We start from the raw sequence: 14,223 nt of genomic DNA, 5'->3' as shown, positions 1-14,223 counted from the left end.
GAGCCGTCGCCATGAAGTCCGCCAAGCACAGCCGCCTCGGCAGGTCCTGGCTGCCCGCGCACATCCTCGTCTGGCTGTACGCGGTGCTCCTGGTCATCCCCCTCTACTACTTCGTCGCCTCGGCGTTCAAGACGAACGAGGAGATCTTCGCCAGCCCGTTCGCACTGCCGTCGTCGTTCGGCCTCGGCAACTTCAGTACCGCCTTCCACAGCGCCGGCCTGGGGCTCGCCGTCGTCAACTCGGCGCTGGTGACGGTGTTCTCGCTCGTCCTGACGCTCGCGCTCGCGATACCGGCGGCGTTCGCGCTGGCCCGCTCGACGGGCCGGCTCGCCTCCGTGGTCGAGAGCGTCTTCTCGCTGGGGTTCCTGATCCCGACGTTCGCGGCGCTCTTCCCGACGTTCCTGCTCGCCGCGGCCACCGGCCTGTTCCACACCCGCACGTTCATGATCCTGTTCCTGCCGGCCACGGCGATGCCGCTGTCGGTGGTGATCCTGGTCCAGTTCATGCGGACCATCCCCAGGGAGATGGAGGAGGCGGCCCGCATGGACGGCGCCTCGACCTTCGCGGTGCTGCGGCACGTGTACACGCCGATGTGCCTGCCCGGCATCGCGACGGTGCTGCTCCTGAACTTCCTGACGTTCTGGAACGAATACCTGTACTCGCTCGTGATCATCGGCCCGGATCCCGCCCAGCGCACGGTCCAAGTGGCGCTGCCCACGCTGAAGTCCATCACCGGGACCGACTACGGGGTTCTGACCGCGGGGACCGTCCTCACCCTCGTACCGGTGTGGATCGTCTATACGGTGCTCCAGAAGCGGATGCAGCAGGCACTCGTCAGTGGGGCGGTGAAGATGTGAGCAAGGCCCGTACCGGAAGCCGGCCGACCATCAAGGCGGTGGCGGCCGCCGCGGGGGTGTCGACGGCCGCGGTGTCGCAGGCGTTCAACGACAAGGGGCGCCTCGCCGAGCCGACCAGGCGGCGGATCCTCGACGCGGCGGCGGAACTCGGCTGGTCGCCGAGCGCGTCGGCGGCGGCGCTGCGCAGCGCCCGTACCCGTACGCTCGCGCTCGTCGTGCGCAGGCCCACCGACGTGCTCGGGGCCGACCCGCACTTCAGCGAGCTGATCACCGGTATAGAGGGCGAGTTGGCGCCGCGCGGCTACGGTCTGCTGCTGCATCTGGTCGCCGGTGTCGACGAGGAGAGCGCCCTGTACGAGCGGCTCGCCGCGGAGGGCCGGGTCGACGGGGCCGTCCTCACGGACGCACGCGCCGACGACCCGCGCCCGGCCCTGCTGCGCCGCCTCGGACTTCCGTCGGTACTGCTCGGCGCGCCCGACCCGGAGGCCACCGTGCCGACCGTCGGCCTGGGCAACCAGGGGTCGGGCGTCCACGAGGCGGTCGACCACCTGCTCGGGCTCGGCCACCGGCGCATCGCGTACGTCTGCGGGCCCGCCGAGCTCCAGCACACCCGGCTGCGGCGCACGGTGTTCGAGGAGACGCTCGGCCTCGCCGGGCTCCGGCCCGTCGCCGTCCTGAGCACCGACTTCTCGGAGACGGCCGCCGTCGCCGCGACCGAGGAGCTCATCGGGCGCACCGAGCGGCCCACCGCGATCGTGTACGCCAACGACTCGATGGCCGTGTGCGGCATCGGCACCGCCCAGCGCGCCGGCCTGCGCGTGCCCGACGACCTGTCCGTCGTCGGCTACGACAACCTCCCGCTCGGCAGCTGGCTGCACCCGCGCCTGACGACCGTCGACCAGCAGGTGCAGCGGGTCGGCGCGGCCGCCGCGCGCGTGCTGCTCGCCCGGTGCGGAGAGGACGTCCCCGAGACACCGCTCGAGGGGCGCCCGCACCTGGTCGTCCGCGAGTCGACCGGACCCGCAACTCCCTTTTAGAGCCCCTCAGATCACCGCATTTCAACGGAGCTAGGTACCACCATGCGACGCCACAGCGCCCACCTGACCCACGATTCCGCCGTCCTGCCCTGGCTCGGCGCCAACTTCTGGTCCCGTACCGGCGGTCCCCTGATGTGGCGCGACTACGACCCGAAGGTGGTCCGCGAGGAACTGGCGGTGCTGCGCGAGCACGGTCTGAACATGACCCGCTCGTTCTTCTACTGGCCCGACTTCCACCCCGAACCGCACCGGATCGACGAGGAGCTGTGCGCGCGCTTCAGCGACTTCCTCGACGCGCACACCGAGGCGGGCATGGGCACCGTACCGACGTTCATCGTCGGCCACATGTCCGGCGAGAACTGGGATCCGGCGTGGCGCGGGGGCCGGGACCTGTACGAGGACGTGTGGATGGTCGGCCGCCAGGCGTGGTTCGTGTCGCAGATGACGCGCCGCTTCAAGGACCACCCGGCGGTCACGGGCTGGCTGATCACCAACGAGATGCCGGGCTACGGGCGGATCTACCAGGTCGACCCGCCCTCCAGTGACGTCGTCACGGCGTGGGCGCAGGCCATGTGCAATGCGGTGCGCGCGGCCGGCGGCACCCAGCCCGTCTCCCTCGGCGACGGGGCGTGGGGCATCGAGGTGACGGGCCGCGACAACGGCTTCTCGCTGCGGGACACCGCCGAGTACGTCGACTTCGTGGGGCCGCACGTCTACCGCTCCGACACGGACCGGCCTCGCCAGCACTACCGGGCCGCGTTCGAGTGCGAGCTCGCGGCCGTCACCGGGCAGCCGGTGGTCCTGGAGGAGTTCGGCCTGTCGACCGACACGGTCTCTGCCGAGAACGCGGGCGTGTACTACCGCCAGACCCTGCACAACTCACTGCTGGGCGGCGCGACGGGCTGGGTCGCCTGGAACAACACGGACTACGACGATCTGTGGGACCGGTCCCCCTATGACCACCACCCCTTCGAGATGCACTTCGGCATCACGGACAGCACGGGCGCCCCGAAGACCCCGCTCGTCGAACTCGCCTCGTTCGCGAAGGTGTTGGAGCAGGTCGACTTCGCGCGCTGCCGCCGCTCGGACGCCGGGGCCGCGCTCGTCGTGCCCGCGTTCCTGGAGCGCGGCTACCCGTACAGCCGCCCCGCCGACCGCCCGCTCATCTTCACCTCGCTCCACCAGGGGTACGTCGCGGCGCGCGCCGCGGACCTGGCGGTGGGCCTCACCCGGGAGGCGGACGGCATCAGCGAGGACGCGCAGCTCTATCTCCTCCCCGCGACAAGGCAGTTGACGACCCGCACCCGGCGCGCACTGGCACGGCGGGCCACCGAGGGAGCCACGGTCTACCTCTCGTTCTGCTCGGGCGAGCACCCGGGCACACGCGGGCCGTGGTTCGACGACCTGGACGGGCTGTTCGGCGTCGAGATGCAGCTGTCGTACGGGGTGGCCGAACCGATCGAGGACGAGGTCCTGGAGATGACGTTCACGACGGACTTCGGTGGCATCAGGGCCGGTGAGACCCTGCGCTTCCCGGTTGCGGGCAACGAGGACAGCCGGGCGTACCTGCCTGTCGAGGCGCGCGACGCGGAGGTCGTCGCCGTCGACGCGCACGGGCGCCCGGCACTCCTTTCGCGGGCCACGGGCCTCGGCCGCACCGTCCTCGCGACGTATCCGCTGGAGCACATGGCCGCCCGCACGGCGCACGTCAACCCGGAGCAGACGCACCGGCTGTACGCGGCGCTCGCCGAGGTCGCCGGTGTGGCACGGCCCGTGACGGTCGAGAGCCCGTACGTGTCGGCCGACGTGCTGGTCCACGAGGACGGACGGCGGTTCGTGTGGCTGGTGAGCCAGTCAGGGCAGGAGGTGGCGGTGCGTCCGGAGGCGGACGGGTCGCTGCACGACGCGGGGACGGGCGAGCCCGTCACGGACGTCACCCTCGACCCGTACGGCGTGCGCGTCCTGGAACTGCGATGAGCGGGCCGCTGTACCGCGACCCCGCGGCCCCGGTGCGTGAGCGCGTGCGGGACCTGCTCGGCCGGATGACCCTCACCGAGAAGGTCGGACAGCTCAACCAGCGGATGTACGGCTGGGACGCGTACGAGCGCACCGGCTCGGGCCACCGGCTGACGGACGCGTTCCGCTCCGAGGTCGCCGCGTACGACGGCATGGGCGCCCTGTACGGGTTGCAGCGCGCGGACCCGTGGTCCGGGGTGACCTTCGCCGACGGGATCACGGCGGCGGACGCGGCGGGCGTCGCGGCCGCGGTGCAGCGGCACATGGTCGAGCGGACACGCCTCGGCATCCCGGTGCTCCTGGTCGAGGAGGTCCCGCACGGCCACCAGGCGCTCGACGGCACCGTCCTGCCGGTGAACCTGGCCGTCGGCTCGACCTGGGACCCGGACCTCTACGAGGAGGCGGCGGCCGCGACGGCGGCCGAACTGCGGGCCAGGGGCGGCCATCTGGCCCTGGTGTCGGCGCTCGACCTCGTGCGCGACCCGCGCTGGGGCCGGGCCGAGGAGTGCTTCGGCGAGGACCCGTATCTGGCGGCCCGGTTCACCGAGGCGCTCGTACGGGGCATGCGGCGGGCCGGGGTCGGGGTGGTGCTGAAGCACTTCGCGGGCCAGGGTTCCTCGGTCGGCGGGCGCAACAGCGCGGCCACCGAGCTCGGCGCCCGCGAGCTGCACGAGATCCATCTGGCGGCGGCGCGGGCGGGGGTCCGTGCGGGCGCCGCGGGCGTGATGGCGGCGTACAACGAGTTCGACGGCCTGCCGTGCGCCGCGAGCCGGTATCTCCTGACCGAACTCCTGCGGGAGCGCTGGGGGTTCGACGGCATCGTGATGGCCGACGGGGGCGCGCTCGACCGGCTGACGCGGCTGGCCGGCGATCCCGCGGCGGCGGGCGCGCTCGCCCTGGCGGCGGGCACGGACCTGAGCCTGTGGGACGACTGCTTCCCGCGGCTGGGCGAGGCCGTCGAACGGGGCCTCGTCGCGGAGGCGACCGTGGACACGGCCGTGGAGCGCGTCCTCGCGCTCAAGTTCCGGCTCGGCCTCTTCGAGCAGCCGTACGCCGAGAGGCCCGAAACGGAGTGCGGCGTAAGGGAGTTGAGCGAACGCCTGGCGCGCGAGTCGATCGTGCTCCTGGAGCACGACGGGGTGACGCTGCCGCTCGGCCCGTCCCCGCGCCGCATCGCGGTCGTGGGTCCCGGTGCGGACTCCGTTCCCGGCCAGATCGGTGACTACACCGCGCCGCAGCGGCCCGGCTCGGGTGTCACCGTGCTCGACGGGATCCGGGCGGGGGCGGCGCCCGGCGCCGAAGTGACGTACGCGCGCGGCTGCGAGCTCGTCGGCGGTGACCTGTCCGGCGTGCCGGAGGCGGTCGCCGCGGCCGCGTCGGCCGACGTGGCCGTACTCGTCCTCGGCGGGTCGAGCGCCCGCGAGGCCGACACGCGCTTCGAGGCCAACGGGGCGGCCGTCGTCGCCTCGGGGAACCCGGTGGGCATGACCTGCGGCGAAGGCGTCGACCTGGCCGATCTGCGGCTGCCGGACGGGCAGTCGGCGCTGCTCGACGCGGTCGCGGCCACGGGCACCCCGGTCGTCGTGGTCCTCGTCCAGGGCCGCCCGCACGTGCTGCCCGACCTCACGGGGAAGGCGAAGGGCGTGCTGTGCGCCTGGTATCCGGGGCCGTGGGGCGGACGGGCAGTGGCCGACGTCCTGTTCGGGGCCGCGTCGCCGACGGGCCGGCTCCCGGTGTCGGTGCCGCGCTCCGCCGCGCAGCTCCCGGTGTTCTACAACGCCAAGGACCACGGCTACCGCGGCTACGTGGACCAGAGCGCCACCGCGCGGCACCCCTTCGGCCACGGCCTGTCCTACACGACGGTGGAGTACGCGGCGCCCCGACTCACGCACTCCACCGTCACGGCCGGTGAACCCGGCACGACGTGCTCCGTCACGGTGACGAACACCGGGACGGTGCCCGTGCGCGAGACGGTGCAGCTGTATGTGCGCCGGGTGTCGGGCGGTACGTCGTGGCCGCGGACGCGGGAGCTGCGCGGGTTCGTACGGCTCGACCTGGAGCCCGGCGGGAGCGCCGAGGCCGTGTTCGCCGTCGACGCCGAGGTGCTCGCCTCGGTCACCCGCGATCTGGACCTCGCCGTGGAGCCCGGCGCGTTCTCGATCGAGACGGGACCGTCGTCGGACCGCACGCGGGGCGCGGCACTGACCGTGACGCGGTGACGGGGGTGGGGGCCGGGCGCCCGGCGGCGGAGCTGGTTGAATCGTCCGCATGTCACGCCCCGCCCCCACCTGCCCCTGCGGGCTCCCCTCCCCGTACGACGCCTGCTGCGGCCGCTACCACTCCGGACGGGCGAACGCGCCCACCGCCGAGGCCCTGATGCGCTCCCGCTACTGCGCCTTCACCGTCAAGGACGCCGCGTATCTGCTGCGTACCTGGCACCCGGCCACCCGGCCCGCGACCCTCACCTTCGAGCCCGGAATGAAATGGACCGGCCTGGAGATCCTGGGGACGACCGAGGGGTCGGCGTTCCACACCACCGGCACCGTGACGTTCCGGGCCCGCTTCACCGACGGCGGGCGTCCCGGCTCGCTGCACGAGCGGAGCAGGTTCATACGGCTCGACGGCGCCTGGGTGTATGTGGACGGCGACTTCATCGAGTAGGGCCCGGCCCTGCGATCAGGGCGCGAGGATGTCCAGTTCCTCGAGCGCGCCCACCGCGATCTCGCGCGTGAGTGCCTCCGCGCGGATCGCGTCCCCCTCGCGGACGGCCTCGGCGACGTGCACATGGAGGGACACGGCCGCCGGGTCCGGGTCCTCGAACATCACCTGGTGGTGCGTGCGGCCCGCGAGGACCTCCGCGACCACGTCGCCGAGCCGGGCGAACATCTCGTTGCCCGACGCGTTCAGGACGACCCGGTGGAACTCGATGTCGTGGACGAGGTACGCCTCCAGCTGCTGGCCGCGTGACGTGGCGACCATGCCGAGCGCGCACTCGGTGAGCGCCGCGCACTGCTCTGCCGTGGCGTGGGTTGCGGCGAGCCCGGCCGCGACCGGCTCGACCGCGGAACGCAGCACCGTGAGGGAGCGCAGCTGCCGCGGCCGGTCCGCGCCGGCCAGCCGCCAGCGGATGACCTGCGGGTCGTAGACGTTCCACTCCTCCGTGGGCCGGACGGTCACACCGACCCGGCGCCGGGACTCCACGAGGTGCATCGATTCGAGCACCCGTACGGCCTCCCGCATGACCGAACGTGACACCTCGTACCGCTGGGCCAGCTCGTCCGTGCGCAGCACGCTGCCCGGTGGGTACTCCCCGGCGGTGATGGCGGGGCCGAGGTTCTCCAGTACGTGGGCGTGCAGCCCCCGGCCCTGTGTGGTCATGACGTCAGCGTACGAGGCGGACCTGAGGAATAAAAAGTCAGACTTTTATGTCACAGTCTCTTGAATTTGTCCGACCATTTAGGTTTCAGTGGCGTGACACAGCGATGTCGAAGAAGACAGCGAGGACGCGATGAACGCACGACGCACCCCCCACGTCGTCGTAGTCATGGGCGTGGCAGGGACCGGCAAGACCACGATCGGCCCCCTGCTCGCAGACAAGCTTGGCGTCCCGTACGCCGAGGGCGACGACTTCCACCCGCCGGCGAACATCGCCAAGATGTCGGCCGGCACCCCCCTGACCGACGACGACCGGTGGCCGTGGCTCGACGCCATCGGCACCTGGGCGCACGGACGGGCGGGACTCGGCGGTGTCGTCAGCAGCTCCGCCCTCAAGCGGAGCTATCGCGACCGGCTCAGGGCCGAGGCCCCCGGAGTCGTGTTCGTCCACCTCACCGGTGACCGTGCCCTCATCGAGGACCGGATGTCGCACCGCCAGGGCCACTTCATGCCCACGGCCCTGCTGGACTCGCAGTTCGCCACGCTCCAGCCGCTCGCGGCGGACGAGGCGGGCGTCGACGTCGATGTGTCGGGCAGCCCCGAGGAGATCACGGAGCGGGCCGTCGCGGCCCTCGCCGACCTCGAGAGCCAGTCCTCGTCCCCCAGCGCCCGGCGCTGAAGCAGTTCCAGAAGTCCCCACCCACACCAAGGAAGAAGCCGTGACCAGTCTCAGCGTCGAGACGCTGGCAGCGGATGCCGTCGAACCGATCACCTCGGCGGGCCACGCCCAGCTGGGGATCGCCGTCCTCGCGGGCATCGCTGTCATCGTTCTGCTCATCACGAAGTTCCGGGTCCACGCCTTCCTGGCGCTGACCATCGGTTCTCTGGCCCTGGGAGCCTTCGCGGGCGCCCCCCTCGACAAGACCATCGTCAGCTTCACCACGGGCCTTGGTTCCACGGTGGCCGGTGTGGGTGTGCTGATCGCGCTCGGCGCGATCCTGGGCAAGCTGCTCGCCGACTCCGGCGGCGCCGACCAGATCGTCGACACGATCCTCGCCAAGGCGGGCGGGCGCGCCATGCCGTGGGCGATGGTCCTGATCGCCTCGGTGATCGGTCTGCCGCTGTTCTTCGAGGTCGGCATCGTGCTGCTGATCCCGGTCGTCCTGATGGTCGCCAAGCGCGGCAACTACTCGCTGATGCGCATCGGCATCCCGGCCCTCGCCGGCCTGTCGGTCATGCACGGCCTGATCCCGCCGCACCCCGGCCCGCTCGTCGCGATCGACGCCGTCGGCGCCAACCTCGGCGTCACGCTCGCCCTGGGTGTGCTCATCGCCATCCCGACGGTGATCATCGCGGGTCCCGTGTTCTCGAAGTTCGCCGCGCGCTGGGTGGACGTCCAGGCCCCGGACAAGATGACCCCGGCGCGGGCCACCGACGACCTGGAGAAGCGTCCGAGCTTCCGCGCGGCCGTCGCCACGATCCTGCTCCCCGTCGTCCTGATGCTCGCCAAGGCGCTCGTCGACATCGTGGTGGACAAGCCCGAGCACACCGTCCAGCGCGTCTTCGACGTCATCGGTTCGCCGCTGATCGCCCTGCTCGCCGCCGTGATCGTCGGCATGTTCACCCTGGGCCGCGCGGCCGGGTTCACCAAGGACCGGCTGTCCTCCACCGTCGAGAAGTCGCTCGCCCCGATCGCGGGCGTCCTCCTCATCGTCGGCGCGGGCGGCGGCTTCAAGCAGACCCTCATCGACTCCGGTGTGGGCCAGATGGTCCTCGACATCTCCAAGGACTGGTCGATCCCGGCCCTGCTGCTCGCCTGGCTGATCGCGGTCGTCATACGTCTCGCCACCGGCTCCGCGACCGTCGCGACCATCTCGGCGGCCGGCCTCGTGGCACCGCTCGCGGCCGACATGTCCACCGCGCACACGGCCCTGCTGGTCCTCGCGATCGGCGCCGGCTCGCTCTTCTTCAGCCACGTGAACGACGCGGGCTTCTGGCTGGTGAAGGAGTACTTCGGCCTGAACGTCGGGCAGACCATCAAGACCTGGTCCGTCATGGAGACGATCATCTCGGTCGTCGCCGGTGGCCTGGTCCTGCTGCTGTCCCTGGTCATCTAGCGACGGGAACACCGAGCCATGACCCACCCCCTCTTCGACATCAGCGGCCGCACGGCCCTGGTGACCGGTTCCAGCCGCGGGATCGGGTTCGCCCTGGCCCGCGGCCTCCTGGAGGCCGGCGCGACCGTCGTCCTCAACGGACGCGACGAGTCCGCCCTCGCGGACGCGGCCGAGCGGCTGTCCGGGCTCGGCCCGGTCCACACCGCGGCGTTCGACGTCACGGACGGACCGTCCGTGGCCGCCGGAGTCGCCGGGGTCGAGGAGCGGGTGGGTCCGCTCGACATCCTCGTCAACAACGCGGGCATGCAACTGCGCGCCCCGCTCCTGGAGTTCACCGACGCCGACTGGCACCGGGTGCTCGACACCAATCTGACGAGCGCGTTCCTGGTGGGCCGTGAGGCGGCCCGCGGCATGGTCGAACGCGGCCACGGAAAGATCATCAACATCTGCTCGCTGCAGAGCGAGGTCGTGCGGCCCGGCATCGCGCCCTACGCCGCCACCAAGGGCGCCCTGAAGATGCTCACCAAGGGCATGTGCGCCGACTGGGGCCCTTCCGGGGTCCAGGTCAACGGGCTCGGCCCCGGCTACATCGAGACCGAACTGACCGAACCGCTCGTCCGCGACGAGGAGTTCAGCGCCTGGGTCCGCCGCAGGACCCCGGCCGGCCGCTGGGGCCGCACCGACGACCTCGTCGGCGGCACCCTGTTCCTGGCCTCCCCCGCGTCCGACTTCGTCAGCGGGCAGATCCTCTACGTCGACGGCGGCATGACGAGCGTTCTCTAGAAGACCTCATGGCTGGAGGAGACCTGATGCTGGGCTGCGTGATCCATGGCGCGGGAGATCTGCGCGTCGACGAACTCCCCTCCCCCGAACCCGGCCCGGGCCAGGCGCTCGTCGCCGTCCGCTACGGCGGGGTGTGCGGCTCTGACCTGCACTACTGGCGCCACGGCGGCGTCGGAGACTTCCGGCTCCAGGAACCCATGCTGCTCGGCCACGAGGTCGTGGGCACGGTCATGTCGTACGGGGAGGGTGCCACCGGCCCCGCGCCCGGCACGGCCGTCGCCGTGCACCCCGCCACCCCCTGCGGGACCTGCCCCGAGTGCGTGGACGGGCGGCGCCATGTGTGCCGCGACACCCGCTACCTCGGCAGCGCGGCCCGCACCCCGCACGTCCAGGGCGGATTCGCCGCACGGATCGCCGTCCCCGCCGACCAGTTGAGGGCCGTACCGGCCGGGCTTCCGCTCGACCGCGCCGCCCTCGCCGAGCCCCTCGCGGTGGCGCTGCACGCGGTGCGCCGGGCGGGACCGGTCGCGGGCAAGCACGTGCTCGTGACCGGCGCGGGCCCCATCGGCTGCCTCGTCGTCGCGGCGGCCAAGGCGGCCGGGGCGGCCCATGTGACCGCCACCGACCTCCTCCCGGAAGCTCTCCGGTACGCGGAACTCGCCGGCGCCGACACCCTCGTACGCGCGGACGACCCCGCCGACAAGGGCTGGCCCGACGAGGCCCACGCGGCCGTCGAGGCTTCGGGCGTGGCCGCCGGGCTCGACAGCTGCCTGCGCCATGTGCGGCGCGGCGGTGTGGTCGTACAGCTCGGGATGCTGCCACCGGGGCAGAGCCCCTTCGCGGGGAACCTCGTGGTCAGCCGGGAGATCGAGCTGCGCGGGGCGTTCCGCTTCGACACGGAGTTCGACGACGCGCTGCGCCTGCTCGCCGAGCGGCCGGGGCCGGCGGAGCTGATCAGCGCGGTGGTCCCGGTGGCCGAGGCGGAGTCGGCGTTCGCGCTGGCCGCGGACCGCTCGCGGGCGTGCAAGGTCCTCCTGGACTTCGGCGCGGACGCGCCATAGGGCGCCGTCACGGCAGCCACTCGCCGTGCTCGCGCTCGGCCCACTCCCTCCCCACGAACCCGGTCCGCATCCCGAGCCGCGCCTCGGGATCCGCCCACGCCTTCGCGATGTGCCCGGCGACCACGATGCCGAGGGCGAGGGACAGCCAGTCGTGCACGAACGTGCTGCCCGTGCGCCAGGTCAGGGGCGCGATGTAGGTGAACCACATGAGCAGGCCGGTGCCGAGCATCACCAGGACCGCTCCCCCGAGCCAGCCCGCGTACAGCTTCTGGCCCGCGTTGAACTTGCCCGCGGGCCTCGGGCCCGAACGACGCAGGGCGGAGCGCAGCCAGGTCCGGTCGTGCGGGACGAAGCGGTTCAGGCGGCGCAGGTCGGCGCGGAAGGCACGGGACGCGAGGCCGGCGAGGTAGGGCGCGGGCAGCAGGAGACCGGACCACTCGTGGAGCCTGACCACGAGTTCTCGGCGGCCGACGAGCTCCGCGAACTGGGGCACGTACAGGCAGGCCGCCGTCACGACGCACACGCCCATGAGGGCCGCCGTGGACCGGTGGACCCAGGTCTCGGAGCGGGTGAAGCGCCTTACGCGCGCCGTCGGTTCACTGGGTGGGTTCATCGTCGCGTCCGTTCGAGCGGCCGACCCACGCGTCCACGTCGTAGCCGCGCTCTTCCCAGTAGCCGGGTTCGACGCGGTCGGTGACCGTGATGCCGGACAGCCATTTCGCCGACTTGTAGAAGTACATGGGGCCGACGTAGAGGCGGACCGGCCCGCCGTGGGAGTGGCCGAGGGGCTTGTCCTGCATCCGCAGCGCGACGAGCACGTCGGCGCGGCGGGCCTGGGACAGCGTGAGGCTCTCGCTGTACGCGCCGTCGAAGCAGGTCAGCCGCAGCGCCTTGGCGGACGGCCGGACCCCGGCCGCGTCGAGGATGGTGGAGAGGCGTACGCCCTCGAAGGGGGTTTCCGGCACGCGCCACCCGGTGACGCACTGGACGTCGCGCACGAGGCGGGTCTGCGGGAGTGCCCGCAGCGCGGGGAGCGTGTAGGTGGTGGGCCGGTCGACGAGGCCGTCGACGGTGAGGCGGTAGTCGGCGGCCGATCTGTGCGGGACGGAGGAGGCGACCGAGTAGTAGCGGAAGCCGCCGCCGTTCGGCAGAAGGTCCGTCAGGCCGGTGGGGTCCTTGTCCGCGGCGCTGCCGAGGAAGGATTCGAGGCCGCGCTGAAGGGTGGGCGCGGCGGCGACGCCGAGGGCGCCGAGTCCGAGCATGCCGAGGACGAGACGGCGGCCGACGGGCCCGCCCCGCGGCTCGTCCCGCTCGGGCGGTACGGGTTCTTCCGGGTTCACACACCGATTCGAGCACCCGTGGCCGCCGGTGACCAGTGGCCACGGGTGTTCGTCAGCGTTCTGTCACTTCTGGGCGGGCACGCCGGCCGCCTTCTCCAGCTGGAACGCCTCGTTGCCGAGACCGATCCTGGCGTGCGCCTCGGGGTTCCTGCCGCGCAGGACGACGCCGTGGACGAAGCCGATGACGGCGGCCAGCGCGATGATGCCCGGCAGCACCCAGTTGAGGGAGGAGCCGGGGCCCGAGCCGACGAGGACGTCGAAGTCCTTGACCGTGTAGAAGGCGATGACGAGCAGCGCGATCCCGGCGATCCCCGACGCGATCAGGCGCCAGATCTGAGCGCCGGCGGCGCCGCGCCGGACGAAGAAGACGATCACGGCCAGCGAGGCGGTGGCCATCAGCAGGATGATGCCGAGCGCGCCGACGTTGCCGCCCCAGGTGAAGAGCTTGAGCACGGGCGCCGTCGGGTCGCCCGCCTTGCCGTCGTCGGTGACCGCGAAGGCCACGACGATGACCAGGGAGAGGGCGGTCTGGAGCAGGGAGCCCGTGCCGGGCGCGCCGCTGGAGCTGTTGGTGCGGCCGAAGGCGGCGGGCAGCAGTCCTTCGCGGCCCATGGCGAAGGCGTAGCGCGAGACGACGTTGTGGAAGCTGAGGAGCGCCGCGAACATGCCGGTGACGAACAGGACATGGACGATGTCCGTGAACGTGCCGCCGAGCCTGCTCTCCGTCAGGAAGAACATCAGGCCCGCGCTCTGCTTCTGCGCGGTCGGAATGATCGCGGAGGGTCCCGCGGCGACGGTGAGCGCCCAGGAGCTGATGGCGAAGAAGACGGCGACGAAGCCGACCGCCATGAACATCACCCGCGGCACGAGGATGTGCGGGCGGCTGGTCTCCTCCGCGTACACGGGCGCCTGCTCGAAGCCGGTGAAGGCGGCTATGCAGAAGCACAGGGCGGTGCCCACGCCCGCGCCGGTGAGGGTGTCCGGGTTGAAGGCGTGCAGCGACAGGCCCTCCTTGGCCGGGTCGCCGATCGCCGCGATGTCGAAGACGACGACGAGCGCGACCTCCACGAGCAGGAGTACGCCGAGCACGCGCGCGTTCACGTCGATCTTCAGCAGGGCGAGCGCGCCGACGGCGAGCACGGCCACCAGCGCCGGGATCCACCAGGCGATGCTGAGGTCGAGGTAGGTGGCGAGGAGGTTGGACACCTCGAAGCCGAACATCCCGTAGATGCCGACCTGGAGGACGCTGTAGGCGACGAGCGCGACCAGGGCGGCGCCCGCACCGGCGGTCGGGCCGAGGCCGCGGGATATGTACGCGTAGAAGGCACCGGCGTTGTGGACGTGCCGGCTCATCTCGGCGTACCCGACGCTGAACAGGGCGAGGACGACGCCCAGGATGAGGAAGAGCAGCGGCTGCCCGACGACGCCCATCACGGCGAACGTGGTGGGCATGACGCCGGCGACCACCATGAGCGGGCCCGTCGCGGCCAGCACGGAGAGCAGCAGGCCCGCCGTGCCGAGGCGGCCGGCGCGCAGAGCGCTCTCCTGTCCCTTGAAGGTGTTGATCCCCGCGTCGGACGCGGGGGGTGCTGCCGTGTCGCTCGTGCTCGAACTGCCCGTCGTCATGGCGGGGTTGT

At 72.0% G+C, this 14,223-nt stretch carries 13 protein-coding genes; 9 read left to right on the top strand and 4 right to left on the bottom strand.

Annotated elements, in window-relative coordinates:
* Positions 1 to 11 precede the first annotated feature (11 nt).
* From ACZ67T_RS14155 to ACZ67T_RS14135, 5 genes are read left to right on the top strand one after another with little or no spacing between them, the layout of a single operon-like run.
* Positions 12 to 857 (top strand): carbohydrate ABC transporter permease, encoded by an 846-nt coding sequence (locus ACZ67T_RS14155; RefSeq protein WP_329574901.1) that lies wholly within the window; start codon positions 12 to 14, stop codon positions 855 to 857.
* Positions 854 to 1,894 carry a LacI family DNA-binding transcriptional regulator gene (locus ACZ67T_RS14150; RefSeq protein ID WP_469983978.1) on the top strand — a complete coding sequence of 347 codons (1,041 nt, stop codon included), beginning with the start codon at positions 854 to 856 and terminating at the stop codon, positions 1,892 to 1,894. Before ACZ67T_RS14155 ends, ACZ67T_RS14150 begins: the two co-directional genes overlap by 4 nt.
* A 42-nt stretch (positions 1,895 to 1,936) precedes the next feature.
* Entirely contained in the window at positions 1,937 to 3,871 is a 1,935-nt protein-coding gene (locus ACZ67T_RS14145) for a cellulase family glycosylhydrolase (protein ID WP_469983976.1), read from the top strand.
* Positions 3,868 to 6,129, top strand: a complete 2,262-nt coding sequence (locus ACZ67T_RS14140) for a glycoside hydrolase family 3 N-terminal domain-containing protein (protein ID WP_469983974.1) — start codon at positions 3,868 to 3,870, stop codon at positions 6,127 to 6,129. The genes ACZ67T_RS14145 and ACZ67T_RS14140 overlap by 4 nt, the downstream gene beginning before the upstream one ends.
* A 49-nt stretch (positions 6,130 to 6,178) precedes the next feature.
* The gene (locus tag ACZ67T_RS14135) at positions 6,179 to 6,571 is read left to right on the top strand and encodes a YchJ family protein (protein ID WP_469983973.1); all 393 of its coding nucleotides are present in this window, start codon (positions 6,179 to 6,181) and stop codon (positions 6,569 to 6,571) included.
* A gap of 15 nt (positions 6,572 to 6,586) precedes the next feature.
* Here the strand turns inward: ACZ67T_RS14135 and ACZ67T_RS14130 are convergent, their stop codons facing one another.
* Positions 6,587 to 7,288, bottom strand: coding sequence for a FadR/GntR family transcriptional regulator (locus tag ACZ67T_RS14130; protein WP_469983971.1), 702 nt, complete (start codon positions 7,286 to 7,288; stop codon positions 6,587 to 6,589).
* Positions 7,289 to 7,418: 130 nt separating this feature from the next.
* Between ACZ67T_RS14130 and ACZ67T_RS14125 the strand changes: the two genes are divergently transcribed.
* From ACZ67T_RS14125 to ACZ67T_RS14110, 4 genes are read left to right on the top strand one after another with little or no spacing between them, the layout of a single operon-like run.
* Positions 7,419 to 7,964 carry a gluconokinase gene (locus ACZ67T_RS14125; RefSeq protein ID WP_469983969.1) on the top strand — a complete coding sequence of 182 codons (546 nt, stop codon included), beginning with the start codon at positions 7,419 to 7,421 and terminating at the stop codon, positions 7,962 to 7,964.
* Between the two features lie 40 nt (positions 7,965 to 8,004).
* Positions 8,005 to 9,402 carry a GntT/GntP/DsdX family permease gene (locus tag ACZ67T_RS14120; RefSeq protein ID WP_469983968.1) on the top strand — a complete coding sequence of 466 codons (1,398 nt, stop codon included), beginning with the start codon at positions 8,005 to 8,007 and terminating at the stop codon, positions 9,400 to 9,402.
* An 18-nt stretch (positions 9,403 to 9,420) separates the two neighbouring features.
* Entirely contained in the window at positions 9,421 to 10,185 is a 765-nt protein-coding gene (locus tag ACZ67T_RS14115) for an SDR family oxidoreductase (protein WP_469983966.1), read from the top strand.
* Between the two features lie 26 nt (positions 10,186 to 10,211).
* Positions 10,212 to 11,246: an L-idonate 5-dehydrogenase gene (locus tag ACZ67T_RS14110; protein ID WP_469984414.1), complete on the top strand. Its 1,035-nt coding sequence runs from the start codon at positions 10,212 to 10,214 to the stop codon at positions 11,244 to 11,246.
* 7 nt (positions 11,247 to 11,253) lie between these two features.
* Here ACZ67T_RS14110 and ACZ67T_RS14105 read toward each other — a convergent pair whose 3' ends face one another.
* The 3 genes from ACZ67T_RS14105 to ACZ67T_RS14095 form a co-directional block, all read right to left on the bottom strand.
* Positions 11,254 to 11,859 (bottom strand): cytochrome b/b6 domain-containing protein, encoded by a 606-nt coding sequence (locus tag ACZ67T_RS14105; protein WP_469983964.1) that lies wholly within the window; start codon positions 11,857 to 11,859, stop codon positions 11,254 to 11,256.
* Positions 11,843 to 12,508: a molybdopterin-dependent oxidoreductase gene (locus tag ACZ67T_RS14100; RefSeq protein ID WP_469984413.1), complete on the bottom strand. Its 666-nt coding sequence runs from the start codon at positions 12,506 to 12,508 to the stop codon at positions 11,843 to 11,845. The genes ACZ67T_RS14105 and ACZ67T_RS14100 overlap by 17 nt, the downstream gene beginning before the upstream one ends.
* A 141-nt stretch (positions 12,509 to 12,649) precedes the next feature.
* A complete protein-coding gene (locus ACZ67T_RS14095; RefSeq protein ID WP_469983963.1) occupies positions 12,650 to 14,212 on the bottom strand; it encodes an APC family permease in 1,563 nt (520 codons plus the stop codon).
* Positions 14,213 to 14,223: the final 11 nt, after the last annotated feature.

Source organism: Streptomyces sp. NPDC107517, assembly GCF_055582645.1.
The sequence above is the reverse complement of the archived record's forward strand: the minus strand, read 5'-3'. Positions and strand labels throughout refer to the sequence as shown.